At 50.9% G+C, this 24,360-nt stretch carries 26 protein-coding genes; 1 reads left to right on the top strand and 25 read right to left on the bottom strand.

Annotated features, from left to right (window positions below; all coding sequences use genetic code 11):
* Nucleotides 1-19 precede the first annotated feature (19 nt).
* Nucleotides 20-1,066 carry a sugar-binding transcriptional regulator gene (locus tag G548_RS0109315; RefSeq protein ID WP_022793884.1) on the bottom strand — a complete coding sequence of 349 codons (1,047 nt, stop codon included), beginning with the start codon at nucleotides 1,064-1,066 and terminating at the stop codon, nucleotides 20-22.
* A gap of 286 nt (nucleotides 1,067-1,352) precedes the next feature.
* On the bottom strand, nucleotides 1,353-2,684 hold the full coding sequence (gene rpoN / locus G548_RS0109310; RefSeq protein ID WP_084687322.1) for an RNA polymerase factor sigma-54: 1,332 nt from the start codon (nucleotides 2,682-2,684) through the stop codon (nucleotides 1,353-1,355).
* A gap of 366 nt (nucleotides 2,685-3,050) precedes the next feature.
* On the opposite strand from rpoN, the gene clpP reads away from it, so the two are divergent.
* Complete coding sequence (gene clpP, locus G548_RS0109305) at nucleotides 3,051-3,629, top strand: ATP-dependent Clp endopeptidase proteolytic subunit ClpP (protein ID WP_022793882.1); 579 nt, start codon at nucleotides 3,051-3,053, stop codon at nucleotides 3,627-3,629.
* A 50-nt stretch (nucleotides 3,630-3,679) separates the two neighbouring features.
* Here clpP and G548_RS0109300 read toward each other — a convergent pair whose 3' ends face one another.
* The 23 genes from G548_RS0109300 to uvrA all read right to left on the bottom strand — a co-directional run bounded on the left by G548_RS0109300 (nucleotide 3,680) and on the right by uvrA (nucleotide 24,356).
* The gene (locus G548_RS0109300; protein ID WP_022793881.1) at nucleotides 3,680-3,937 is read right to left on the bottom strand and encodes an HPr family phosphocarrier protein; all 258 of its coding nucleotides are present in this window, start codon (nucleotides 3,935-3,937) and stop codon (nucleotides 3,680-3,682) included.
* Between the two features lie 171 nt (nucleotides 3,938-4,108).
* Nucleotides 4,109-5,071, bottom strand: a complete 963-nt coding sequence (gene whiA / locus G548_RS0109295; RefSeq protein ID WP_022793880.1) for a DNA-binding protein WhiA — start codon at nucleotides 5,069-5,071, stop codon at nucleotides 4,109-4,111.
* A 20-nt stretch (nucleotides 5,072-5,091) separates the two neighbouring features.
* A complete protein-coding gene (locus G548_RS0109290) occupies nucleotides 5,092-6,036 on the bottom strand; it encodes a gluconeogenesis factor YvcK family protein (protein ID WP_022793879.1) in 945 nt (314 codons plus the stop codon).
* 2 nt (nucleotides 6,037-6,038) lie between these two features.
* Nucleotides 6,039-6,923: an RNase adapter RapZ gene (rapZ, locus tag G548_RS0109285; RefSeq protein ID WP_022793878.1), complete on the bottom strand. Its 885-nt coding sequence runs from the start codon at nucleotides 6,921-6,923 to the stop codon at nucleotides 6,039-6,041.
* A gap of 16 nt (nucleotides 6,924-6,939) precedes the next feature.
* Nucleotides 6,940-7,413: an NUDIX hydrolase gene (locus G548_RS0109280; protein ID WP_022793877.1), complete on the bottom strand. Its 474-nt coding sequence runs from the start codon at nucleotides 7,411-7,413 to the stop codon at nucleotides 6,940-6,942.
* A gap of 154 nt (nucleotides 7,414-7,567) precedes the next feature.
* Nucleotides 7,568-8,512: a thioredoxin-disulfide reductase gene (gene trxB, locus G548_RS0109275; RefSeq protein WP_022793876.1), complete on the bottom strand. Its 945-nt coding sequence runs from the start codon at nucleotides 8,510-8,512 to the stop codon at nucleotides 7,568-7,570.
* An 89-nt stretch (nucleotides 8,513-8,601) separates the two neighbouring features.
* Nucleotides 8,602-9,633 carry a tetratricopeptide repeat protein gene (locus tag G548_RS18780; RefSeq protein ID WP_022793875.1) on the bottom strand — a complete coding sequence of 344 codons (1,032 nt, stop codon included), beginning with the start codon at nucleotides 9,631-9,633 and terminating at the stop codon, nucleotides 8,602-8,604.
* A gap of 193 nt (nucleotides 9,634-9,826) precedes the next feature.
* Nucleotides 9,827-10,456 (bottom strand): bifunctional phosphoribosyl-AMP cyclohydrolase/phosphoribosyl-ATP diphosphatase HisIE, encoded by a 630-nt coding sequence (gene hisIE, locus G548_RS0109265; RefSeq protein ID WP_022793874.1) that lies wholly within the window; start codon nucleotides 10,454-10,456, stop codon nucleotides 9,827-9,829.
* On the bottom strand, nucleotides 10,453-11,211 hold the full coding sequence (gene hisF / locus G548_RS0109260) for an imidazole glycerol phosphate synthase subunit HisF (RefSeq protein ID WP_022793873.1): 759 nt from the start codon (nucleotides 11,209-11,211) through the stop codon (nucleotides 10,453-10,455). The genes hisIE and hisF overlap by 4 nt, the downstream gene beginning before the upstream one ends.
* Nucleotides 11,211-11,942 (bottom strand): 1-(5-phosphoribosyl)-5-[(5-phosphoribosylamino)methylideneamino]imidazole-4-carboxamide isomerase, encoded by a 732-nt coding sequence (gene hisA, locus G548_RS0109255; protein WP_022793872.1) that lies wholly within the window; start codon nucleotides 11,940-11,942, stop codon nucleotides 11,211-11,213. The genes hisF and hisA overlap by 1 nt, the downstream gene beginning before the upstream one ends.
* Nucleotides 11,935-12,579, bottom strand: a complete 645-nt coding sequence (gene hisH / locus G548_RS0109250) for an imidazole glycerol phosphate synthase subunit HisH (RefSeq protein WP_022793871.1) — start codon at nucleotides 12,577-12,579, stop codon at nucleotides 11,935-11,937. Before hisH ends, hisA begins: the two co-directional genes overlap by 8 nt.
* Nucleotides 12,580-12,599: 20 nt before the next feature.
* On the bottom strand, nucleotides 12,600-13,190 hold the full coding sequence (gene hisB / locus G548_RS0109245; RefSeq protein ID WP_022793870.1) for an imidazoleglycerol-phosphate dehydratase HisB: 591 nt from the start codon (nucleotides 13,188-13,190) through the stop codon (nucleotides 12,600-12,602).
* Between the two features lies 1 nt (nucleotide 13,191).
* Entirely contained in the window at nucleotides 13,192-14,463 is a 1,272-nt protein-coding gene (gene hisD, locus G548_RS0109240) for a histidinol dehydrogenase (RefSeq protein ID WP_027847306.1), read from the bottom strand.
* Nucleotides 14,463-15,104: an ATP phosphoribosyltransferase gene (gene hisG / locus G548_RS0109235; protein WP_022793868.1), complete on the bottom strand. Its 642-nt coding sequence runs from the start codon at nucleotides 15,102-15,104 to the stop codon at nucleotides 14,463-14,465. The genes hisD and hisG overlap by 1 nt, the downstream gene beginning before the upstream one ends.
* Entirely contained in the window at nucleotides 15,097-16,284 is a 1,188-nt protein-coding gene (locus G548_RS0109230) for an ATP phosphoribosyltransferase regulatory subunit (protein WP_022793867.1), read from the bottom strand. The genes hisG and G548_RS0109230 overlap by 8 nt, the downstream gene beginning before the upstream one ends.
* Nucleotides 16,285-16,484: 200 nt before the next feature.
* On the bottom strand, nucleotides 16,485-16,964 hold the full coding sequence (locus tag G548_RS0109225; RefSeq protein ID WP_022793866.1) for an acyltransferase: 480 nt from the start codon (nucleotides 16,962-16,964) through the stop codon (nucleotides 16,485-16,487).
* Nucleotides 16,961-17,617, bottom strand: coding sequence for a pyrophosphatase PpaX (gene ppaX, locus G548_RS0109220; RefSeq protein ID WP_022793865.1), 657 nt, complete (start codon nucleotides 17,615-17,617; stop codon nucleotides 16,961-16,963). The genes G548_RS0109225 and ppaX overlap by 4 nt, the downstream gene beginning before the upstream one ends.
* Nucleotides 17,618-17,642: 25 nt before the next feature.
* The gene (lgt, locus tag G548_RS0109215) at nucleotides 17,643-18,473 is read right to left on the bottom strand and encodes a prolipoprotein diacylglyceryl transferase (protein ID WP_022793864.1); all 831 of its coding nucleotides are present in this window, start codon (nucleotides 18,471-18,473) and stop codon (nucleotides 17,643-17,645) included.
* Nucleotides 18,474-18,509: 36 nt separating this feature from the next.
* Complete coding sequence (gene hprK / locus G548_RS0109210) at nucleotides 18,510-19,445, bottom strand: HPr(Ser) kinase/phosphatase (protein ID WP_022793863.1); 936 nt, start codon at nucleotides 19,443-19,445, stop codon at nucleotides 18,510-18,512.
* A 198-nt stretch (nucleotides 19,446-19,643) separates the two neighbouring features.
* Nucleotides 19,644-20,009, bottom strand: a complete 366-nt coding sequence (locus tag G548_RS0109205) for a phage holin family protein (RefSeq protein ID WP_022793862.1) — start codon at nucleotides 20,007-20,009, stop codon at nucleotides 19,644-19,646.
* Nucleotides 20,009-20,215 (bottom strand): PspC domain-containing protein, encoded by a 207-nt coding sequence (locus G548_RS0109200; RefSeq protein WP_022793861.1) that lies wholly within the window; start codon nucleotides 20,213-20,215, stop codon nucleotides 20,009-20,011. The genes G548_RS0109205 and G548_RS0109200 overlap by 1 nt, the downstream gene beginning before the upstream one ends.
* A 22-nt stretch (nucleotides 20,216-20,237) precedes the next feature.
* Nucleotides 20,238-21,365, bottom strand: a complete 1,128-nt coding sequence (locus G548_RS0109195) for a DUF4097 family beta strand repeat-containing protein (protein WP_022793860.1) — start codon at nucleotides 21,363-21,365, stop codon at nucleotides 20,238-20,240.
* 105 nt (nucleotides 21,366-21,470) lie between these two features.
* Nucleotides 21,471-24,356 (bottom strand): excinuclease ABC subunit UvrA, encoded by a 2,886-nt coding sequence (uvrA, locus tag G548_RS0109190; RefSeq protein WP_022793859.1) that lies wholly within the window; start codon nucleotides 24,354-24,356, stop codon nucleotides 21,471-21,473.
* Nucleotides 24,357-24,360: the final 4 nt, after the last annotated feature.

Raw genomic sequence — 24,360 nt, 5'->3', positions numbered from 1 at the left:
GCGGCAGGTGTTCTGCCTGTTACTCAGTTGCCTCCGGTGCATCGCTTTGACTCAGAATGGCTTTGGCTGCACCCTCATCGGTGATCAAAATGCTGCTTGGGCGGTAGCGCATATAAGCGTCAATCGCCTTTGCCTTGCTTGAGCCTCCGGCGACTGTGATCACTGTCTGATCCGACCGGAGCTCGTCCCATTGCAGGCCCACCGTATTTTCCCGGTGCACCACTTTTCCGTCCTGATTAACATAATAACCAAATGACTCCGCTACGGCAGACTCTTCTTCAAGTCTGCTGCGCAGGGAAGTACCTGTGGTCCGACGCCCGGCCATCGTTTTTGCTTCCCCTATGCCGTGAACGACAAGTGATGCTGACTTTAACAGATCAAGCACTTCCTGTACTCCGGGCTCCTGCATGAGCGACCGCCTTGTATCCTCACTCAGCTGGTCAGGCACATGAAGCAGCCGGTACGAAGCCTGGGCTTTCATGGCCATCGCAGAGCTGATGGTGTTGGCCTGGATCTCCACCTTCTCGCCGAGACCGCCGCGGGCCGGCACAAAGATTGTGTTGTGCCACTTCGCGTCAGGCACCATCATGTCAGCTGCTGAAGCAAGCGTCGTGCCCCCGGCTACTGCAATCACGTCCCCGGGGCGGACACGGTTTTTCATCTGCTGTACCGTTGCCCGGCCGAGTTCTTTTTTCACTACCGGAAGCTCATCGCTGTCTCCTGAAACGACGATAACCTTCGGGACGGATAAGTAACCCGCCAGCTTCTGCTCCAATTCCTCGAGCCCGAAAGCATATTTGACTGCCTGTTCGAGCCCTTCGAGCAGTTTGTTCCCTTCTTCGGTTAAAAGCATACCTGCGCTTTGAATCAGGATAAGCCCCTGCTGCTTTAAAAAGTCTGTTTCACTGCGAAGAACCCGCTCTGAGGTGGATAGCTGAGTGGCAAGGGTTCTTCTTCCAATCGGCTGCATCAGGCGGATGTATTGCAAAATGCGGTACCTTTTCCCTAACGTTTCAAGCACATCAGGCTGCAGTTTCCGCTGCATCTCCAATACGTCACGTAACATATTGCTACACCACCGAACCTGTGGCAGCAGCTTATTTCAAGCCACTCCTCATCATTAATCTTCACTGCCCCTCCGGGACAATTAAAGTCCCGCAGAGACATTTTCTGTCCCGCTCATTTTATAAAAAAATGAAAGTTTTGTTCACAATTTCATTGTAGCAATCTATATTTGGAAAATCAACGCAAATGTTCACTGCTTTTTATATGCTGCCTATAATCTATTGTTACCCGGATATTAATTATTTTATGCATAAAAAATCCTCCTTTTTCTGCAAGGAGGATTCTGGCTACACCGGCTTTTTCCGCTGGGAGGAAGACGGGATGCGAAGCTCTGTTCTGTATTTTGCCACTGCCCGCCTTGAAATCGTGCACTGCTGCTCCTGCTGCAGCAGATCAGCAAGCTTCTGGTCCGAAAGAGGCTTCTCTTTATTTTCTTCTTTAATCAATTTTTTCATCATAGCTTTTACTCCGGTGCTTGAAGCATCTTCATCCGGGCGGGCAATTTTTGAGGAGAAGAAATGCTTCAGTTCTATGAGACCGTGGGGCGTCTGCATGTACTTCCGGCTCGTCGTTCTTGAAACGGTGGATTCGTGCACATCCGCCAACTCAGCCACCTTCCGGAGCGTCAAAGGACGAAGCTTTTCCTCCCCGTGTTTCAGATATTCGCTCTGCGCTCCCACGATCACCTCTGATACTTTTTGCAGCGTCTGCTGGCGCTGTTCAACGCTTTTAACAATCCATAGAAACTGCTTATATTTTTCCATAGCATACTGCCTGGCTTCTTCATCGGTATCCTGATTTAAAAGACGCCAGTATTTCTCATTCATCTTAAGCTCCGGGAGCCGGTCGTTCAGAATGGTAACAATCCATTCTCCGTCAATTTCCTCTACCTGGACATCGGGAGACACGGAGATTGTTTTCTCCTGCCGGTACGCATCCCCCGGGTGCGGGGAAAGCTTTTGAAGACATGTATAGATTTCCTGCAGCTGTTCTTTAGTGAGATGATATTTCTGCTGCAGGTAGCGCCATTTTTTCGCCCCCAGCGCTTCGAGGTCTTCAGCTACGACCTGGTCAATGTACGGATCTGTGTCCAGGCAGCGTTCGAGCTGCAGAAGAAGACACTCTTTTAAATTTCTGGCCCCGATTCCTGCCGGTTCGAGCTGCTGAAGCATCGAAATATACTGCTCGCTTTCCTCTCTGTCCAGTCCAAATTTTTGGTTCATTTCCCCTTCGATGTCCTCTAAGTATCCACGCTCGTCAACGTTTCCGGCTAAAAACAAAAGTATATCCCGGGTATTTCCTTTATAACGGGCGCACGCGATCTGCTGTCGCAGCGACTCTTCGAGCGTCTCCCCCGCCGGCTCATGCCAATCCGGATGTTCAGCTGCAGATGCCGTATTATATACAGGAGCGGCGGCCCGGGATGCAGAAAGCGACGCCCCATCGGTAATAGAAGGGAGTGTTAAATCCATTAAAGGATTTTCCATTGCTTCTTCCTGCAGATATTCGGATAATTCCTGGGAGGACAGCTTCAACAGGGCAATTGCCTGCTTTAACTCCTGCGTCATCACTAAACTCATTTCCTGCTTCTGCTGCAATTCAAGCCCTAAACCCATCATCTCCACCTCCGTTGAAAACGCTTTCTTATATCATATCATATTTTTCTTTCATGAATCGATCCCTTTTTCTTGTTCTGTCATTGCCATTATATAAAAATAAACCTGAGTCTGCTGTTTGTTTGTCAGATCATTTTTCATCTAAATTAAGATTTATACGGAAGTGAAACATTTGCACGGAACGTTTATGTTTGTGAAAATAAAGGGAATGGAAGTTGACGTGCAGCCATATGGAATTGGGTCAGACTTTTTATTTGACCTTAATTGACCAAAGCGTTATGATAATAACAGCAACGCGGAAGGAAAAAATATTTTCCATACAACTACCATGAATGTAGGCATACATTTCATTAAAGGAGGACGCTTTTCATGAACTTGATACCAACAGTTATTGAACAAACCAACCGGGGCGAACGCGCATATGACATTTATTCGCGTTTGTTGAAGGACCGTATTATTATGCTTGGCTCAGGCATCGATGACAACGTAGCAAACTCGATTGTAGCCCAGCTTCTTTTCCTTGAAGCCGACGATCCGGAGAAGGATATTTCTCTTTATATTAACAGCCCGGGCGGCTCCATTACAGCCGGCATGGCTATTTATGACACGATGCAGCACATTAAACCACAGGTTTCTACGATCTGCGTCGGCATGGCAGCATCAATGGGTGCTTTTCTTCTGACAGCCGGCCAGGAAGGCAAACGTTATGCCCTTCCAAACAGTGAAGTAATGATTCACCAGCCGCTCGGCGGAACACAGGGACAGGCTGCTGACATTGAAATTCACGCCCGCCGCATCATCAAGATGCGTGAAAAACTCAATCAGATTCTTGCAGACCGCAGCGGCCAGCCGCTTGAAGTTATCGAGCGCGACACGGACCGTGATAATTTCATGAGTGCGGAACAGGCAAAAGAATACGGCCTTGTAGACCAGGTTATGGGACAGTAAGTAAAATACAAAAAATCAGGACGGCATCGCGCCGGCCTGATTTTTTATGTTCACATTTCTTTTTTCATAAATTCTGTCAATGATTCAGCGGCTTCCTCTTCATCAGCCCCTTCGGCTAACAGCTTTACGGAGGCTCCGGTTCGCACAGCGAGGCTCATAACACCCATAATGCTTTTGGCATTTACCTTTTTATTGTCTTTTTCAAGAAAAATATTGGAATGAAACCGGTTCGCCTCCTGAACGAATAGCGCTGCCGGCCGGGCCTGAAGCCCAGTACGCAAATTTACTTCCACTGTTTTTTCGACCATAGTTATTATCTTCCTTTCTCTATCTGTCTTCAACCGGTACCCGCTTTTCATGTACACATAACGTACTTCAATTTGAAATGTTTTTCAAGCAAGCGCTTTAATGACTGCTGTAATACGGCGCCTGCAGGAACAGAAGAAGCCTCTGCTGCCACAGGCGCCGGCCATTAGCGGTTAAATTTTTTCGGGAATTGGCGGTTTTCCGGCCTGAATACGCTCGGCGATCTGATCGATTTTGCGGAGCCGGTGGTTCACCCCGGATTTACTCACCTTTCCGCTCGGCACCATTTCCCCGAGTTCCTTCAGCGTGACATCCTGGTGCTGGACACGCAGAATAGCCATTTCCCTGATTTTTTCAGGAAGGTTTTCAAGCCCCACCTCTGCCTGGACAAGCTGAATGTTTTCCACCTGCCGCAGCGCGGCTCCCACGGTTTTGTTTAAATTCGCTGTTTCGCAGTTCACCAGGCGGTTCACCGAGTTGCGCATGTCTTTCATAATCCGTACATCTTCAAAATACAGCAGAGCCTGGTGGGCACCGATGATATTTAAAAACTCGGTAATTTTTTCGCTTTCTTTAATATAAAGAATGTAACCTTTTTTTCGTTCGAGGCTTTTCGATGTGAGCCCGAACGTTTCCATCAGCTCCCGGAGCGCCCGGTTGTGCTCTTCATACATCGAATAAATTTCCAGGTGATATGAAGAGGTTTCCGGATGATTAACCGATCCGCCGGCTAAAAAAGCTCCGCGTAAATATGCCCGGCGGCTGTCCGTATCCGGAATCACATCCTTTGCAATCGAACGGTTAAACTGATAGCCGTTTTCCATAATGGCAAGATCGCTCAGCATCTCTTTCGTTTCTTCTGCCATCCGGACTACATAGACATTATTCTTTTTTAGACGCATCTTTTTTCGTACAAGCAGTTCAATTACCATATCCTTGTAGATACGCTTGATTAACGAATAGATCCGTCGTGCGATGGCGGCATTTTCAGTTGAAACGTCTAAAATCAACTGGCCGTTGCCAAATGAAATGGAGCCGTTCATTCTGATTAATGCCGCCAGTTCCGCTTTGGCGCTCGTATCTTCCACTTCGATCTGAGTTAATTCTTTTTTCGTTATAGCCGCAAATGAAGACATCCATCTTCACCGCCTTTCTGTCAATCACGGGCAAGCAGGGCTTCAGATACTTTTTTGGCATTATGACGAAGAACAAGGCCGTCATAGTGCATAAATGTATCTGTTACTACCCGGCACCCAATCTGTTCTAATCTTTCATAATCACATTTCACGGGAAACGCCTGCTGTTTTTCGTAGTTTGCAAGCACCGGAGCAGGGATCTCTCCGTTATGCACCAGTACAGTATCCACAAAAGCGCTCCCTGTATGCTTTTCAATGGCATGCAGATGATCGGATGCCGAAAACCCGTCCGTTTCTCCCGGCTGCGTCATCACATTGCAAATATATACCTTGCGTGCCTCCGAACGATTGAGGGCATCCCGGATACCAGGGACGATCAAATTCGGCATGATGCTTGTAAACAAGCTCCCGGGGCCAATGACAATAACATCGGCCTGTTCAATGGCCCGCACGGTTTCCGGAAGTGCTTCAGCATCCGGCGGGTGGATAAACACCTGGTCAATCTGCTTGCCGGCTTTGGGGATCAGGGACTCCCCGTAGACCGTGGAGCCGTCCTTCATTTTTGCAAACAGCTCGATACTCCGATTAGAGGCCGGAAGCACCTTCCCCCGTACGTTTAATACGGTACTGAGCTCTGTAATTCCCTTGGCAAAGTCCCCGGTAATGGAGGTCATCCCTGCCACCAGCAAATTCCCCAGGGAATGGCCGGTCAGTCCCTCCCCGCCCGTGAAGCGGTGCTGGAACAATTCCTCAATCAAAGGCTCGACTTCCGCAAGCGCCACCAGTACGTTTCTTACGTCCCCGGGCGGCGGGATATTAAACTCTTGTCGTAAGCGCCCGGAGCTTCCTCCGTCGTCTGCGACAGTCACAATCGCCGTAATGTCTGCCGGGAACTGCTTCAGCCCCCGGAGCAGAACGCCTATACCTGTGCCCCCGCCCATCACTACAACCTTTGGGTCCTCCACGTCTATTTTTTCCTTCCTTCCTCAATATCCCGGTGATTGGCATTCGTCTCATATTTCCCTGAAAAGTAAGAAGCAATATATTCAGCAAGCGTCACAGAACGGTGCTTGCCTCCTGTACATCCAATCGCAACCACAAGCTGTGACTTGCCTTCCTGCTTATACAGCGGAAGCATAAATTCAAGCATATCCACCAGTTTATTAATAAATTCCTTTGTATCCGTCCATTTTAACACGTACGAAGATACTTCTTCTTCGAGGCCGGTTTTTGGCTCCAGATGTTCCACATAGTGGGGGTTGGGCAGAAAACGAACGTCAAAAACCAAATCCGCATCAATCGGCATTCCATACTTAAAGCCAAAGGACATGATATTCACATTAAAAACCGACTGGTTTTTCTCAGCATAATCAGTTAATATACGCTCTCTCAGCTCTCTTGGTTTCAGGCTGCTCGTATCAATAATATGGCGCGCCCGGCCTTTGAGCTCCTGCAGCATCTCCCGCTCAAGCTGAATGCCTTCAAGCGGCGTCTCCTCACTTGCAAGCGGATGCGACCGCCGTGTTTCTTTATAGCGGCTGACAAGCACCTGATCTTTTGCATCCAAAAATAAAATGTGTGTCGACAGCTCTCTGCGATGGTCAAGCTGGTCTATGGAAGCAAAGAGATGGTCAAAAAACTCCCTTGTCCGAAGATCCACTACGAAAGCTACTTTATCGGTTTTGTTTTCAGTCGTTTCAATTAAATCGATAAACGTCGGGATCAATGAAGGAGGCAGATTATCTACACAGTAATAGCCCAGATCTTCAAAGCACTGGATCGCCACCGTCTTTCCGGCCCCCGACATCCCTGTAATGATTTCAACCTGAATTGATTTGCGCTCTTGTTCCATAATCTGCATCCCTCTTTTACGTATAGTATGGCGTTGACTGCTCAAACTGGCTCTCTAAAAGCCGGCGGTCTTTCGTATAGCGGAACGTGCCATACACCGTTCCTTTATTATTCAAAATATGCTCGACAATGGCTTTATCGCCTTCGGCCATAGGAAGAGACGACACTTTCTGCTTTTCCTTCCATTCAAGGATGCCCTCCGGAGACTCATTAAGCAGTCTGCCCCCGGCGCCAAAAGCTTCAAATGTAAACATCATCCACTCATTTGCCGTAAGTCCGTTCTCCATCGTAATAAAGGTGAAAATACCCCGCAGGTGCGGGCGTTCAAGCGCAAGGCCCGTTTCTTCACGGAACTCCCGCCGGACAGAATCGTATACTGACTCCCCCGGCTCCATTTTTCCGCCCGGGGCGTTCCACCAATCGTAGCTTGGTTTTTTGAGCATAAGCAGTTGATCGTTCTGCTGTAAAAAACAATTTGTTACCCGCTGCATGTGTACCACCTCACATATACCTTTTTCCAGTATACTATCCTTCGATGGTTCAGACAATTTACAAAAGAAAGTATCCTATGTTTTCTGCTCTCAGTACCAAAAAAACGGCGCAGAAATGATTTTCTGCGCCTGTTCGTCGTTTCAGCCGGAGCGCCTAAGCTTCGACCGCGTTTTTCAGTTCTTCCACGTACTGCTGCGCCGTCTGCGCCGCAAGCGACCCGTCGCCGGTCGCCGTCACGATCTGGCGCAGGAACTTGTCCCGGATGTCGCCGGCGGCGAATACGCCCGGAATCTTCGTTTCCATTTCCTCGTTCGTTTCGATATAGCCCTCGTCGTTCGTGATGCCGAGGTCGAGAAACGCCCCGTTCAGCGGCAGCAGCCCGATGTAGATGAACGCGCCGCTCGTGGCAAAGTCGTAGTCCTCGCCGGTTTTCAGGTCCGTCAGCGTGACGCTTCCGACCTTGCCGTTTTCCCCGTTGATCGTTTTCACGACCGTGCTCCACTTGAAGTCGATCTTGTCGTTCACAAACGCGCGCTGCTGCAGAATCTTCTGCGCCCGCAGCTCGTCGCGGCGGTGAATGACGGTCACCTTGTCGGCAAACCGGGTCAGATACACCGCTTCCTCGACGGCGGAGTCTCCGCCGCCGACGACCACGATCTCCTTGTTGCGGAAAAAGGCGCCGTCGCACACCGCACAGTAGGAGACGCCGCGGCCGCCGAGCTCTTTTTCGCCCTCGACGCCGAGCTGCTTGTACTCCGCACCGGTCGCGATGATCAAGGCGCGCGTTTTATACACTTTGTTCCCGGCGTAGACGGTTTTGTATTCCTTGCCGTCCTCAACGCGGGAAACGTCGCCGTAGGCATACGCCGCGCCGAACTTCTGGGCGTGCTGGAACATTTTCGTCGACAGGTCGGGCCCGAGAATATGGTCAAAGCCCGGGTAGTTTTCCACGTCCTCGGTGTTGGCCATCTGGCCGCCGGGCACGCCGCGCTCGAGCATGAGCGTGTCCATTTCCGCCCGGGAGGCGTACACCGCCGCGGTCATGCCGGCCGGCCCGGCGCCCGCGATAATCACATCATAAATCCGTTCTTCCGTCATAAAGGCCACTCCCCTTATTTTAAATATCACTCTCTTATAGCATCTGTACTTATTGTATGGCAGCCGCTTTTTGGCGTCCAATACTCTGCTTACTGCTGAAAATCGTCCTGTATCATTTCTTTTACCCTCTGCCCGGTCAATGTATTCTGTTCATATTCCCGGTAAAGCTCTTTTACTCCCGGGTGGTCGAGCTGACGGTTCTGTTTCCACCATTTTGCTGCCTGCTCTGTTTCACCGAGCAAATATAACGCTGCTCCGTGATAAAACGCAACCGATCCGCGTTCAATCACAAATCGTTTATGATAAAGACGGGCATAACGGCACGCATCTTCGTAATAGCCAAGATACGTACAGACAGCGCTGATCCAGTGAAGGGATTCCCGGTCGAGCGGCAGGATCGCTGTAAGTACGTTCATTACTTCCTGCGAACGCTCATGCTCCCCTTCGCTTTCATACAATGCGGCGAGCTGGCAGCTGGCCGGCACGTAAGCGCCCTCCTGGTGCACCGTTTCCAGCAGCTTTACAGCCTGCTGCGTCTCTCCGCGGTGCTGGTGGAGCTTTGCGAGCTGATGGTATGCTGCCCAGTAATCAGGCTCCTGCTCCAGCAGCTCTTCAAACAATTCCTGGGCTTCCTGCCCCCGGCCTTTATCCGCCTTTTCCACCGCCTGTTCATAAATGGTCATGTCCCCGGGATGCTCGAGAAGACCAGGTTCGTTTTCTTTAATCATTTCGAGCAGTTCCTTCGTTTCTTCTGCAAAGTCGCCTTCCGGTTCGATTTTCATATAATAACCGGCCGTTTCCGCTGCTTTTTCAAAATTGCCCTGGAAGGCATAATTATTAGCCAGAAAGAAATAGCACTCGGAGCGCTCCGGCTCAATTTCTTTAAGCACCCGGTCGAGGATGTCGTTGGAGCGCTCAAACCATTCCATATCTGTATATATAGCGGCAAGCTGACATTGAAACAATCCCTTGGAAGGTTCGAGCTCGACAGCTCTTTCCAAAAAGAGAACGGCACGCTTCAGGTGATTTTTCTGATAAGCCACCACGCCCCGCTGAAAGAAATATTCACCTGACTGCAAGAAAGGAATAATTGCGTCTTCGTTTTTTTGTTTTGAGCCCAATTCCTTTCATCCTTCCTTCGTTTGTTTTTCCTTGATCCTTCACGTTCCATATCAATTGTGACATTATAACATGCCCCCTGCTTCATGAAAACTCTTAGCAGCCCGCATGTGGTTCAGCAGCCAAAGACAACGAAGGAGGGCGCCCAAAGAAAAAACCGCCCGGAGGGGACGGTCTTTTCTGCGATCAGCCTTATTATGAACGATGTCTTTCTTCAAGCACCCGCAGCACATCATCAAGCGGAAGCTTCTGTTCCCGGAGCAGCACGAGCAGATGATAAAGAAGATCAGCTGTCTCCCAGCTCAGCTCTTCGTGATCCCGGTTTTTCGAAGCGATAATTACTTCCCCGGCTTCCTCGCCGACTTTTTTCAAAATCTTGTCCACGCCCTCGGTAAACAAGTACGTCGTGTAGGCGCCCTCCGGCATCTCTGCCTCACGGGTGGCAATGACCTGCTCGAGTTCATTAATAATCGCGAACCGCCGGCCGTCGGCTGACTGCTTTTCTTCCGACAGCAGCGACCGGGAAAAACAGCTGTAGTCTCCTTTATGGCAGGCAGGGCCTGCCGGCTCCACAAGCACATTTAACGCGTCGCTGTCGCAGTCGTAACGGATGTCTGTCACCTGCTGCTTGTTTCCTGAGGTTTCCCCTTTATGCCAGAGCTCCTGACGGGAGCGGCTGTAAAACCAGGTTTCTTTCGTATCGATTGTTTTTTGCAGCGATTCTTTGTTCATATAGGCAAGCGTCAGCACCTCTTTGCTGACGGCGTCCTGCACTACGGCCGGAATCAGGCCGGCTTCATCAAAAGTTAGTTCATCGACGTTCATCGTACTAAGACTCCTCTCTCCCGGATAAAAGCCTTCACTTCTTCAATCGATGTTTCTTTATAGTGAAAGATTGAAGCAGCGAGTGCCGCATCCGCCCCTGATTTCTTAAATACATCCACAAAATGCTCTTTGGCGCCAGCCCCGCCGGAGGCAATAACAGGTACATCCACTGCTTCGCTGACCGTTCGTGTCAACGCCTCGTCAAAGCCGGTCTTCGCTCCGTCCTGATCCATGCTAGTCAAAAGAATTTCGCCGGCTCCGCGGGCGGTGACTTCCCTGGCCCAGTCGACGACTTCCCAGTCGGTCGGTGTGCGGCCGCCGTGAGTGTAGATCCTCCAGGATCCGATCGATTCATCATACTTGGCATCAACCGCTACAACGATACACTGGGAGCCAAAATAAGTGGAGCCCTGAGTAATCAAATCAGGGTTTTTGACCGCAGCCGTATTGAGCGAAACCTTGTCCGCTCCGGCACGGAGCATGTTGCGCATATCATCGACCGAGCTGATGCCGCCCCCGACCGTAAAAGGGATCGCGATCGTTGCCGCCACCTGCTCCACCACATCTATCATCGTTTTCCGTCCTTCATGCGAGGCGGAAATATCGAGAAAGACAAGTTCGTCCGCCCACTGCTCATCATAAAACGCAGCGAGCTCCACTGGATCACCGGCGTCCCGCAGTTCCACAAACTGCGTGCCTTTCACGACCCGTCCCTCTTTCACATCCAGACATGGAATAATCCGTTTCGTAAGCATTACTGTACCTCCTTCACGGCCTCTGCCACATCCACTTTGCCGGTATATATCGCTTTTCCGACAATGACACCGGCAATTCCTTTATTCCGCTTCTCCGCAAGATTCCGGACGTCCTCCATCGTGCCGATGCCGCCGGAGGCAATGACGTTTACGCCGGTCGCTTCTGCGAGCTGTTTTGTCGCCTCTACGTTTGGACCGGTCATTGTCCCGTCGGTGGAAATATCGGTAAATATAAACGTCTCCGCCCCGTGGGAAGCCATTTCCCGGCCAAGCTCGACGGCTGTTACTTCCGAGGTATCGAGCCAGCCGTTGACGGCCACATACCCGTCTCTCGCATCAAGACCAATCGCAATACGGCTGCTGTGTTTTTCGAGCATATCCCGGGCAAATTCCGGATACTGGAGAGCAACACTGCCGAGTATCACCCGGTCCACGCCGTGGGATAAGTAATAGTCCACATCCTCCTCGGTCCGGATTCCTCCGCCGACCTGGATGCGGACATCAAGCTCCTTGGCAGCATGAACGACGTGGGCATGATTGATGCGCCGTTTTTCTTTTGCCCCGTCAAGATCAACCATATGAATCCAGGCCGCTCCCGCCTCCGCAAACGAAGCAGCCATCTCAAACGGCGAATTCCCGTAGACGGTCTCCTGATTGTAATCGCCCTGAAAAAGGCGGACACAGTTACCGTCCCGGATATCGATGGCCGGGTATACGATAAAATCACTCATGAGCTCCGCTCCTTTCACGGACAATCGCTCCGAAATTTTCAAGCATGCCGATGCCGACGGTACTGCTTTTTTCAGGATGAAACTGCGTGCCCATAATCTCGCCGCGGCCAACCACCGCCGGCACTGTTTCGCCGTAATCGCTCGTTGCAATCAAAACGTCCGGGTCGGCGGTTTCTATTACGTAGGAATGCACAAAATATGCATGGCCCTCCTCTACGTTTTTCAACAGCGGATGGTCCGGCTGATGAAACTCAAGCGAGTTCCAGCCCATGTGTGGCACCTTCAGCCTTCTTCCCTGGCTGTCTTTTCCTGAAAACCGGCGGGCATGACCGGGCAGAAAGCCGAATCCTGCTGTCTCCCCGTGTTCATCGCTGCCTTCAAACAACAGCTGCATGCCAAGGCAGATACCAAGCAGCGGCTTGCCATCAGCCGCCCAGTGTTCAATGAACTCAAACTGGCCGTTTTCCCGGATTAAATTTATGGCATCCCGAAACGCACCGACTCCCGGAAGAATCAGGCCATCTGCTTTTGCAAGCTCCTCGGTGTCCTCGGAGACAAAATAAGGAATATCCAGTCGTTCCAGTGCTTTTTTCACGCTGTACAGGTTGCCCATGCCGTAATCGATTATTCCTATCACAAGCGCTCCACTCCTTTTCTTTACAGCATTCCTTTGGTTGACGGAATACCTTTCACTCTTGGGTCCAGCTGGGTCGCTTCATCGAGAGCCCGGGCCATCGCTTTAAATACCGCTTCAATAATATGATGCGTGTTATGTCCGTAGTGGACAACTACGTGCAGATTCATCCGGGCCTCCACCGCGAATTTCCACAAAAACTCGTGGACGAGCTCGGTATCAAACGTTCCTACCTTGGCTGCCGGCAGCTCCGCCCGGAACTCAAGATGCGGCCGGTTGCTTAAATCCACAATAACCTCTGCGAGCGCATCGTCCATCGGAATTTTAGCCTGGCCGTAGCGGCGGATGCCCTTTTTATCGCCGAGCGCCTGACCGAAGGCTTCGCCGAGGCAGATACCAATGTCCTCGGTCGTATGGTGATCATCCACTTCCACATCCCCTTCGGCCTGCACGTCAAGGGAGAAATGGCCATGCTTTTTAAACAGGTCAAGCATGTGGCTCATAAACGGCACGTTCGTCTGTATGGCCCCGTCTCCTTCGCCGTCAATGCCAAACTGCAGACGGATGGACGTTTCTCCCGTCCTGCGTTCGACGCTTCCTGTACGTTCTGCCATTCTACTTCTCCCCTTTCCGGATATCCACTGCGCGCGCATGTGCTTCAAGGCCCTCAATCCGGGCGATCGCAGAAATATACTCGCCGTTTTCCTCAAGTGCTTCTTTGCTGTAGGAAATCACGCTGGATCGTTTCACAAAATCATCGACACCGAGCGGGCTCGAAAACCGGGCCGTTCCGCTCGTCGGAAGCACGTGGTTCGGGCCGGCAAAGTAATCACCGACCGCTTCGGCACTGTACGGCCCTAAAAAGACAGCTCCGGCGTGACGGATAGAGCCGAGCAGATTATCCGGCTGGGCGGTCATGATTTCGAGATGCTCTGGCGCAAGCCGGTTCACAGCTTCTACTGCCTCCGCCATCGTTTCGGTTAAGTAAATCGCTCCGTGTTTATCAAGAGACTCTTTTGCAATCTTTTTACGCGGGAGGTCTTCTAGCTGACGCTCAAGCTCTTCGGCCACTTCTTTGCCAAGCTCCTCCGAGGTGGTTACAAGCACGGCCGAGGCGAGTTCATCGTGCTCCGCCTGGGAAAGCATATCGGCTGCAATATAATCCGCCCGGGCTGTTTCATCAGCGAGGACAACGATCTCGCTTGGTCCGGCAATACTGTCGATCGCCACCTGACCGAACACTTCGCGTTTAGCCAGCGCTACATAAATATTGCCGGGCCCGACGATTTTATCCACCTTCTGGATGCTTTCCGTGCCGTAGGCCAGCGCAGCTACCGCCTGCGCTCCTCCAATTTTTACGATATTTTTAATGCCGAGCTCACTGGCCGTGACGAGCACCATCGGATGAAGACGCTGATCCTCCCCGGGAGGCGAACACATCGTAATGCTTTTCACACCTGCAGCGATTGCCGGGATGGCATCCATCATAATCGTGGACGGATATGCCGCCTTGCCGCCCGGCACGTAAATGCCGACACGGTCAAACGGAATGATCCGCTGGCCGAGCATCGTCCCGTCTTCTTTTGTTACCATCCAGGACTGCCGGAGCTGGCGCTGATGAAAATCACGGATGTTTTCAATCGCTTTGCGGATCGCCTCGAGTTCTTTATCGTTCACCTGATTATACGCTTCATCTATTTCTTCCTGCTGGACAAACATCTCATCGAGCGTAACCCGGTCAAATATCTCGGTCAGCTCAATAAGTCCTTTATCTCCGTTTTCCCGAACCTTTTCAATAATAGAGGCGACCGATTCCCGCTGCTTTTCGGTTCCTCCTTCAATAGTGCGTTCGAGCGTTACTGATTTATCCAAAGGGGTCACGTTCATCATACCTGTTCTTCCACTCCTATCACCTGGGCGACACGCTCCACAAGATCATCAATGACAGTATCCTTCAAACGATAGCTTACCGGATTGACGATCAGCCGGGACGTAATCGGCACAATCGTTTCAAGCTCTATTAAACCATTCTCCTTCAGCGTCTGGCCGGTGGACACAATGTCTACAATACGGTCTGCCAGTCCGACAAGCGGTGCCAGTTCAATAGAGCCGTTTAATTTAATAATTTCCACCTGTTCGCCCTGCTGCTTAAAATACTGCGTGGCCAGATTGGGATACTTGGACGCCACCTTTGGATTTACATCGGACTTCTCATACTCTGGAAGCCCGGCGACTGCCAGATAGCAGGCACTGATTTTTAAATCCAGGACTTCATACACGTCACGCTCTTCTTCAATCATCGTATCTTTACCGGCGACCCCAATATCTGCCACCCCGTGTTCAACATAGGTCGGCACATCCATCGGCTTCGCCAGGATAAAGCGCATATTTGCTTCCGGAGCGTCGACGATCAGCTTTCTGGATTCTTCAAACTCCGGAGGAATAGGGAACCCGGCTTTACGGAGAAGCTGCACCGCTTCTTCGAAAATCCTTCCCTTCGGCATCGCGATTGTCAGCCATTCATTCATGCGAAGCTCCCTCCTTCTTTTTTCCGATCATAGTCACCACATCTTCATAGGACTCGCTCAGCTGATCCACGTCCTCTACACCGCGGATATCCTGAAGCACGACCCGTTTTCCGGTTTCGCGGAGCTTACGCGCCTGCTCCACTGCCTCCGGACGGCGTTCCGGACTGAATAAAATACACGTCTGGGAAGGAACTGCTCCGGTAAGGCCAAGGGCTTCGACCAGCAAATCAAGCCGGAGACCAAATCCGACAGCCTGGGCCGGACGGTTAAACTGCTGCAGCAGTTCATCATAGCGCCCGCCGCTTCCAAGCGGCACACCCAGATTGTTGCCGTAGCTTTCGAATACAATGCCGGTGTAGTAGCTCATATGCATAAATAAGTTAAAGTCCAGCTTAATGTAATCGGAGAGCTCATAGTGTTCAAGCACCGTTCTCAGCTCCTGCAGCTCTTCAACCGCTTCCTTTGCCGCCGGTGTCTGAACCAGGTTCAATGCTTTATCCAGGGTCCGCCAGTCACCGCGCAGGCGCAGCAGACTGTTCAGCTTTTTCTTATCCAAGGAGGAAAGCGGGAGATTTTCCACGTGCTGGCGATAGCCGACATAGTTTTTTTCGTATAAAAACCGGCGCAGGTCATCGGCCCGCTCATCATTGCCGAGGACCTCTTCAAGCAGCGCATTCACGTACCCGACGTGCCCGACCGTAATTTGAAACGTCGTCAAACCGGTTTTTCGCAAAGCTTCAATCATAAGAGAAACGACTTCTCCGTTCGCACTCGAAGTACCGTCTCCAATCAATTCCACCCCGAGCTGTTCAAATTCTGCCGGCCGTCCGGCCTCAAGCTGCTGCGCGCGGAAGACGTTAGTATGATAAGCCAAACGGATAGGAAAATGCTGGTGTTGCAGCCCGGATGCCGTGACCCGGGCAATTGGTGCCGTCATATCAGGACGAAGCACCAACGTCCGCCCCTGCTGATCGAGGAGTTTAAACAGCTGATGATCAAGTATTGCCGACGCACTCCCCACTGTATCGTAATATTCCAGGGTCGGCGTTTCGACAGGCAGGTACCCCCAGCTTTCCCATTCATCGTTAATGACCCGTTGTACGTTCCGTTTTGTCTGAAAATATCCCGGAAGCGCATCGCGCATCCCAAGCGGCTTTTCAAACATAAAAAGCTTACTCATACTCTCTCTCCTTTTCTCTTCACGATGCTTTAGTTCGCTAATGTACTAACAAAATAAAGAATAACCATAGTTTACACATCTTTTTTTACACCGTCAATTTTCCATTTCCGCTTTCATTATAACAATATTTGCTGCCCTATCAGTCTTTTTTCGCTTTCAGAAAAGAGAAAAGCCGGCTCTTTTGAAAGCCGGCTTGAAGCCTATGTTCTTATCCGCATCGGACTGCCGCCGGCAAAGGCCCGCGCCGGCACGTCTTTATGCACGACCGTTCCTGCTGCCACCACGGCCCGGTCTCCAATCGTCACCCCGGGCAGAATAGTCACGTTGGCACCAATCATGACCTCGTTTCCGATTACAATATCGCCGAGCCGGTATTCATCAATTAAATGCTCGTGTGTTAAAAGCGTCGATTGATAACCGATAATGGAATTGCTGCCAATATGGATTTTCTCCGGAAACATGAGATCCGGCATGACCTTGTACGCGAGCGCCGTTTTTTCACCTATTTCCATTCCAAGCAGCTGCCGGTACATCCACCGCTTCACCGACACAAACGGCACCACCCGGGAGGCTTCAATAACCGCCGTATTTCTGAAGGCCTTCAAAAACGGGACCGTACGGTACATCTGCCACAGAGCATTGGTATTATTACCCGGGAAATAACGGTCTGTTTTTCTCATTCCTCTGGTTCCCCGACAATATCAAGCAGATCGCTCATCCGGGTGAGCATCCAGTCCGGTTCATAATTTTTTAGAAACGATGCACCCTTTATGGTCCATTCTACTCCCGCTGTGCGTACCCCGGCGTTTTTCCCCGCCATAATATCAAACTGGCTGTCGCCAATCATAATGGTTTCCTCCGGGCGGGCATTCAGCTGTGTCATGGCTATCTGCAGCGGTTCCGGATGCGGCTTGGGGTTTTCGACATCATCCACCGTAACAAATGTCGAGAAGAAAGGAAGCAGCCCGAGCATACTGGCCCCTTTGACCGCCGCTTCCTTCCTTTTTGTCGTCACAATACCGAGGGAGAAGCCACGCTCGTACAACGCTTTAATGGTGTCGTACACTCCGTCGTATTCCCGGACGAGCGTTTCATGGTTTGCCAGGTTGTGGGATTGGTACGTGTCAATCATCTGTTCCACCTGACTCGGGTTGCTGCTGATGCTTGAAAAATTGTCCGCCAGCGGCACCCCGATCCAGCTGATGATGTCATCTCTGCTGTACTGGTCCGGAGCATAGTACGTCAGCACATGCTCATAAGAAGAAATGATTAAATCATTAGTATCAATCAGCGTGCCGTCTAAATCAAACAGCAGTGTAGTCCATCTGGTCATGATGCTTCCCCTTTCGCTTTCATCCTTATATGCCGGGACCGTCTTTACTTAAGTATCTGGCTTTTGCAAGGCCTGCCTGTCTGCGGTATAAAATCAGACTCACGGCTGCTATGACCAGGAGTACCGAAATCAACTGGGCCACCCGGATCGTATCAAACAGCATTAAGCTGTCGGTCCGCATCCCTTCGATGAAAAAGCGCCCGACGGAATACCAGATAACGTACGTTAAAAACAGTTCCCCGCGGCGAAGATTAACCCGGCGCAGCCCTAAAAGCAGTAAAAACCCTGCGATGTTCCAAAGTGATTCGTATAAGAACGTGGGATTGTAGTAAGCTCCCTCAATATACATCTGGTTAATGATGAATTCCGGAAGCTGCAGCCCTTCTAAAAACGAACGGCTCACTTCACCGCCGTGTGCCTCCTGGTTGATAAAGTTGCCCCAGCGCCCAATCGCCTGTCCTAAAATAATGCTTGGAGCGGCAATGTCAGCCAGCTTCCAAAAAGAAACCCGTTTGATTTTGGAAAAGACGATGCCTGTAAGCACGGCACCGATCAATCCGCCGTGTATCGCAAGACCACCTTCCCATACGGCCAGAATACTGCCCGGGTTCTGGACGTAGTAGTCCCACTCAAAAATCACGTAATACAACCGGGCGCAGATAATCGAAATCGGTATGGCAAAAATAAGCAGGTCCGCGAAAATATCCTCCGGGAGACCACGCTTTTTTGCTTCATAGGAAGCTAAAATGTACCCAAGCAGAGCGCCCAGACCAATGAGAATCCCGTACCAGTAAATAGGCACAGACCCGACTTCAAAGGCGACCCGGTCAATCGGCTGCATCGATGAATAAATCATATCCCCTGCCACTCCTGACTGCTAAATGTGTAATAGTTAAAATTCTTCCTTATCCCCGTCATCAATCATCTGCTTTAACCGGTCCGAAAACTGCTGGGCTGTGTTTACGCCCATCCGTTTCAGCCGGAAGTTCATCGCTGCCACTTCAATAATAACAGCGAGGTTCCGGCCCGGCCGCACTGGAACGGTCAGCTTCTGAATCTCTGTGTCGAGCACCTGGAGCGTTTCTTCATCAAGACCGAGACGGTCGTAAGCTTTTTGCTCGTCCCAAAGCTCAAGGTGGATAGTTAACGAGATTCGCTTATACGGGCGGACAGCGCCTGCCCCAAACAGCGTCATCACATCGATAATGCCAAGACCCCGTATCTCAAGCAGGTTCTGAATAAGCTCCGGCGCAGTGCCAACAAGGGTATCACCGTTCTGTTGGCGGATTTCGACAGAATCATCTGCTACAAGCCGGTGACCCCGGCGTACAATATCGAGCGCCGTTTCACTTTTCCCGACGCCGCTCGCCCCGGTAATCAGCACACCGATGCCGTAAATGTCTACCAGCACCCCGTGCATCGCCGTTGATTTGGCCAGCTTGGTATCGAGATAGTTCGTCAGCTGACTGATCAGCTGCGTGCTTGCCAGATGCGAGCGCATGATCGGAACACCGGTCTTTTCCGCATTTTCAATCAGCTCCGGCGGAGCTACCAGTCCCCGAGAAATGACAATGCCCGGAGTGTCGTATGTACACAGCTTTTCCATGCGTTCCTGCTTTTCTGCATCCTGAAGCTGTTGAAAAAAAGAGAGCTCAGTGCGCCCAAGCAGCTGCAGCCGCCGGGCAGGATAATATGTAAAAAAACCAGCCATCTCTATTCCCGGGCGGGAAATATCGCTCGTGGTTATCGCCCGATACAGCCCTTCTTCCCCGGCAAGAAGCTCTAATTGAAAGCGCTCCTTTAAATCCGTTGCCGTCACTTTTGCCATCGTGCTGCCTCCCTCAAAAATCGCTCTGTCGTTTCGTGAATGCGTTTGCTTTCTCTTTTCGTACGTTGTTATTGTAGCACGTTTTCAAAAGAAGATGGAACCTGCTCCAGATGATTTCAGTTTCACTGCTGCACGAAAAAGACCCGCTGCCAGGCGGGCCATTTTATGCATATAATAATTTTTCCGGTCTCCGGAGGCTCATCGTGTTTTTCTCCCGCTCAGCGGGTTTACGAAAAGATTGTACATCAGCATGTTTAACACAGCGATTACTACAGCGGCAAGAAAAGCCATGCCAAAGCCGGACATGTTAAAGGCTTCTCCCATCACTGCTGACGTAAGCATCAGCATCAACGCATTGATCACAAAAATAAACAGACCAAATGTTACGACAGAAAGCGGCAGGGTGAAAAAGATTAAAAGCGGGCGAATCACGAGATTGATCAGTGTCAACACCAAGCCGGCCGCGATAGCAGCCCCGAAGCCATCAATAGTAAAGCCGGGGAAAAATCCGGCTACTACCATTAATGCAATGGTGTTAACAATAAACGGTACTAAACAGCCCATCAGGAGACGGCGTCCTCTTCATTAGGGAGAAGCACGGCTAATACGAGATAAATCAGCAGTACCCAGGAGGTGACGGGGAGGATAACAAGCACCACACTGATAATCCGTATTAAGGAGGAATCCCAGCCGAGGTAATCCGCCAATCCACCGCATACGCCTGTCAATTTCCGGTCTTCACGGGATTTGTACAACTTTTTCTTTGCCAACCTGATCACCCTTTCAGTTTTTTTATTCGTGATCCTGCACAGTTATGGTACCTGTCTTTGCCGAAGCCTCAAGTCTCAGCGTTGGAGTCAAGTCCGGATTGGATACAAACTGATAATACTTTTGCATGAATTCGCTTTTTTCTTCTTTTACTTCAATGTTGTCGAGCAGACACTTGTAATTGCCGACGTTTGTACGTAGTACGCCCTCAGTGCGGATTTCCCGCGGCGTAATTACTTTGATGCTTCCCGTCGTAGTCGACAGAAGCGCCCGGCTTCTCTCACTCAGTGATGTGTACCGGGCCGTAATTGCCCCGTTCAGCGCCTCTGCTTCAATATCTGAGAGCGATCCATCGTAATGAATCGAGCCGTTCCATGTTTTAACGTCGGCGCTGCCGATTCTGCCTTCCTTCAGCTCCACGGTACCGTTAGCCGTTTCCACTGCCAGGTAACCGGCGGTAGCATGCAGCACTGTAATTGCTCCATTGCTTGCTTTAACGTACAGATTGTCTGTCTGAACTCCGTCAATCCTGATGTCTCCGTTAAACGTGGATACATCCATTTTATCCATGGATTTTTCCGGCACATAAACGACCGCCTGGACTTTATAATTGCCGGATCTTGAAGCAAAGCGGAGCTTTCCGCTCCGGGAGTCAAAATCAGTACCTTCGATAAACTCACGCCGGGCTGCATCTTCACTTTCCTCTGTATAGGCTTTTACCTGACAGGCAACACGAATCGTGCTTCCTTCCCACTTCTGACAGATAAGGCTTCCATTTTGAATAAACATGTCGAGCGAGCGAATGTCACTTTCATCATGTTCAAACGTATGCTGGAAGTCTACGGACGGACCGAAATTAAAGTCGAGGTCAAACCTCTTGACCCGGTCAAGCGCATGGTCAAAAAAGCCGGAGAGCATCGCAAACGGATCCTCCTTGCTTTTTCTTTTCTGGCTGCCGGCTGCTTTCTTATCTGTCCGGTAGGCGCCGCTTCTCCGGGATTCGGAGGAGCTGCCTTCCCCTTGTTCCTTGCTGTCTGCCTGGGGACCGGAAGAAGCAACAGAGCCTTTGGCCCGGAGAAGACGTTCCCCTTCTTCCAGAGAAATAATACCGTCTTCCATCATTTTCAGTATTCGCTGACGTTCTTCATCCATTTCATGTTCCTCCTTCGGTAATATATCAGAACCGGTACGTGGAATCTCAGCCTTCTGCTTCCTATTACATACGAAGAACAGTGGTATCCGTTTCAGTCGATTCTTCTATGATGAAGGGGTATGAGCGGCCTGCTCCGATGCTTCCCATTGTCTGGCCATGCGCTCCTGTTCTCTTTCAAGCACCGGTTTTAAATAATAGCCGGTATAGGAAGCCCTGGACTCCGCTACTTTTTCCGGCGTGCCTGTGGCCACAATTTTACCGCCGCCCGCTCCGCCTTCCGGACCGAGGTCGATAATATGATCCACCGTTTTAATGACGTCGAGATTGTGCTCGATGATTAAAACAGTATCTCCATTATCCACGAGGCGCTGGAGCACCTTCAGCAGCCGATCGATATCATCCACATGCAGGCCGGTCGTCGGCTCATCGAGGATATACAGGGATTTGCCTGTGGAACGGCGGTGCAGCTGGGAAGCAAGCTTTACACGCTGGGCTTCCCCGCCTGAAAGCGTCGTTGCCTGCTGTCCTAGTTTTATATACCCTAAACCAACGTCATATAACGTTTGGATTTTCCGGCGGATTTTTGGAATGTTTTCAAAGAAGTCCACTGCTTCTTCCACAGTCATTTCCAGTACGTCAGCAATATTTTTGCCTTTGTATTTGATTTCGAGCGTCTCACGATTGTATCGCTGGCCGCCGCACTCTTCACATGTAACATAAATATCCGGAAGAAAATGCATTTCTATTTTGATAATCCCGTCGCCTTTACACGCTTCACAGCGTCCGCCCCGAACGTTAAAGCTGAAGCGTCCCTTCTGGTAGCCCCGGATTTTCGCTTCGTTGGTCATCGCAAATACCTCGCGGATATTATCAAAAACCCCGGTGTAGGTCGCAGGATTCGAGCGCGGCGTCCGGCCGATCGGCGACTGGTCGATATCGATCACTTTTTCAAGCTGATCGATGCCTTCGACGCTTTTGTGCGCGCCCGGCTTCTGTTTACCACGGTGAAGCTTCTGCGAAAGCACCTTGTATAAAATATCGTTGATCAGCGTACTTTTTCCAGACCCGGATACGCCGGTAATCGCACTCAGCAGGCCGAGCGGAATATCCGCATTTGTCCGCTTCAAATTGTTTTCCACGGCACCTTTCACCTTCAGCCAGCGGTCGGAAGGCTTGCGCCGTTCCCCCGGCAGCGGAATAAATCTTTTTCCCGCTAAATACTGACCGGTCAGGGAGGCATCATTTTCCTTCAATTCCTCCGGAGTCCCTTCAGCGATAATGTGCCCGCCGTGACGCCCGGCTCCGGGACCAATGTCAATGATATGGTCAGCAGCAAGCATGGTGTCCTCGTCATGTTCAACAACAATCAGCGTGTTTCCAAGGTCACGCATGTTCTGCAGCGTCTGTATCAGCCGGTTGTTGTCCCGCTGGTGAAGGCCGATCGACGGCTCATCGAGGACGTAGAGAACACCCATCAGTGCTGAACCGATCTGGGTTGCCAGCCGGATGCGCTGCGCTTCCCCGCCTGACAGCGTGCCAGCGGAGCGGCTCAGGGTTAAATAATCGAGACCGACATTAATGAGAAAGCCGAGGCGTTCATTGATTTCACGCAGAATCAAGCGGGCGATCTCCATTTCCTTTTCCGTTAAATCGATGTTTTCCACGTACGTATACGCCTGCTGAATCGAAAGATCCGTCAACTCACCGACGTGAATATTTCCAACCAGCACAGAACGTGCCTCGAGGCTCAGGCGGTGACCTTTACACGTTGGGCACTGCTTGTTGCTCATGTACTGCTGCATCTGTTCGCGGGTGAAATCCGACCCGCTTTCACGGTAGCGGCGGGAAACGTTGTTCAGCACGCCTTCAAAGTAGATCTGGCGCTCGCGGACCTGACCGCGTTCGTTTTTGTGACGGAAGGTTATTTTCTGCTGGCCGTTGCCTTCGAGCAGTATTTCCTTATGCTCTTCCGGAAGGTCTTTAAACGGCGTATCCATATCAATATTAAAGTGATCGCAGGCCGAGCGGAGCAGCTGCGGGTAATACTGGGAGCTGATCGGCTCCCATACAGCGATCGCATGCTCCCGGAGCGTCCGGTCCGGATCGGGAACGACAAGGTCACTGTCCACTTCGAGCTTGCTGCCAAGACCGTCACAGGTCGGGCAGGCGCCGTATGGACTGTTAAAGGAAAACATTCTCGGCTCGAGCTCCCCAATTGAAAATCCGCATTCCGGGCAGGAGTGATGCTGGTTGAACCGCATTTCCTTTTCACCGATAACGTCAATCAGCACCTTCCCTTCCCCGAGCTCGAGGGCAGTCTCCAGGGAATCTGCAAGCCTGGATTCGACACCGTCTTTAATGACGATACGATCCACGACAGCCTCTATATCATGCTTCTTATTTTTTTCGAGCTTGATTTCTTCTCCGATGTCACGCATTTCCCCGTCCACGCGAATACGCACCAGCCCTTTTTGCTTCAGCTGATCCATCACCTTCACATGTTCTCCTTTTCTGCCGGCAATAACCGGAGCGAGAATCTGCATTTTCGTACGTTCACTATAAGCCATCATCTGGTCGACCATCTGGGAAATGGTCTGGGAGGTGATCGGTACGTGATGATACGGGCAGTAAGGCGTACCGACACGTGCAAATAAAAGCCTTAGGTAGTCATAAATTTCCGTCACAGTGCCGACCGTTGAGCGCGGGTTCTTGCTCGTCGTTTTCTGGTCAATTGATATTGCTGGTGACAGCCCTTCAATGGAATCAACGTCCGGCTTTTCCATCTGCCCTAAAAACTGGCGGGCATAGGCGGACAATGATTCGACATACCGGCGCTGCCCCTCGGCATAAATTGTGTCGAAGGCAAGCGAAGATTTCCCGGAGCCGGATAGTCCAGTCATGACGACCAGCTGGTCCCTCGGAATTGTCACATCAATATTTTTTAAATTGTGGGACCTCGCCCCCTGAATCTTAATATTATCTGCTGCCATTCGT

Origin of the sequence: Marinococcus halotolerans DSM 16375, assembly GCF_000420725.1 — a bacterium.
In the GTDB taxonomy this organism is placed as follows: Bacteria; Bacillota; Bacilli; order Bacillales; family Marinococcaceae; genus Marinococcus; species Marinococcus halotolerans.
This window is presented reverse-complemented; position numbering and strand designations above follow the sequence as displayed.

Coding starts and splice junctions, on each gene's coding strand:
- rpoN (WP_084687322.1), bottom strand. CDS start 2,684: ATGATGGGTTTAGGGCTTGAATTGCAGCAGAAGCAGGAAATGAGTTTA.
- G548_RS0109300 (WP_022793881.1), bottom strand. CDS start 3,937: ATGGTCGAAAAAACAGTGGAAGTAAATTTGCGTACTGGGCTTCAGGCC.
- clpP (WP_022793882.1), top strand. CDS start 3,051: ATGAACTTGATACCAACAGTTATTGAACAAACCAACCGGGGCGAACGC.
- G548_RS0109280 (WP_022793877.1), bottom strand. CDS start 7,413: ATGCAGCGGGTAACAAATTGTTTTTTACAGCAGAACGATCAACTGCTT.
- hisB (WP_022793870.1), bottom strand. CDS start 13,190: ATGGCAGAACGTACAGGAAGCGTCGAACGCAGGACGGGAGAAACGTCC.
- trxB (WP_022793876.1), bottom strand. CDS start 8,512: ATGACGGAAGAACGGATTTATGATGTGATTATCGCGGGCGCCGGGCCG.
- G548_RS0109195 (WP_022793860.1), bottom strand. CDS start 21,365: ATGGATGAAGAACGTCAGCGAATACTGAAAATGATGGAAGACGGTATT.
- uvrA (WP_022793859.1), bottom strand. CDS start 24,356: ATGGCAGCAGATAATATTAAGATTCAGGGGGCGAGGTCCCACAATTTA.
- G548_RS0109225 (WP_022793866.1), bottom strand. CDS start 16,964: ATGAGAAAAACAGACCGTTATTTCCCGGGTAATAATACCAATGCTCTG.
- whiA (WP_022793880.1), bottom strand. CDS start 5,071: ATGTCTTCATTTGCGGCTATAACGAAAAAAGAATTAACTCAGATCGAA.
- hisA (WP_022793872.1), bottom strand. CDS start 11,942: ATGAGTGATTTTATCGTATACCCGGCCATCGATATCCGGGACGGTAAC.
- G548_RS0109230 (WP_022793867.1), bottom strand. CDS start 16,284: ATGAGTAAGCTTTTTATGTTTGAAAAGCCGCTTGGGATGCGCGATGCG.
- lgt (WP_022793864.1), bottom strand. CDS start 18,473: ATGATTTATTCATCGATGCAGCCGATTGACCGGGTCGCCTTTGAAGTC.
- hprK (WP_022793863.1), bottom strand. CDS start 19,445: ATGGCAAAAGTGACGGCAACGGATTTAAAGGAGCGCTTTCAATTAGAG.
- ppaX (WP_022793865.1), bottom strand. CDS start 17,617: ATGACCAGATGGACTACACTGCTGTTTGATTTAGACGGCACGCTGATT.
- G548_RS0109315 (WP_022793884.1), bottom strand. CDS start 1,066: ATGTTACGTGACGTATTGGAGATGCAGCGGAAACTGCAGCCTGATGTG.
- G548_RS0109205 (WP_022793862.1), bottom strand. CDS start 20,009: ATGGGCTGTTTAGTACCGTTTATTGTTAACACCATTGCATTAATGGTA.
- hisF (WP_022793873.1), bottom strand. CDS start 11,211: ATGCTTACGAAACGGATTATTCCATGTCTGGATGTGAAAGAGGGACGG.
- rapZ (WP_022793878.1), bottom strand. CDS start 6,923: ATGGAACAAGAGCGCAAATCAATTCAGGTTGAAATCATTACAGGGATG.
- hisIE (WP_022793874.1), bottom strand. CDS start 10,456: ATGAACGTCGATGAACTAACTTTTGATGAAGCCGGCCTGATTCCGGCC.
- hisD (WP_027847306.1), bottom strand. CDS start 14,463: ATGAACGTGACCCCTTTGGATAAATCAGTAACGCTCGAACGCACTATT.
- hisG (WP_022793868.1), bottom strand. CDS start 15,104: ATGAATGAATGGCTGACAATCGCGATGCCGAAGGGAAGGATTTTCGAA.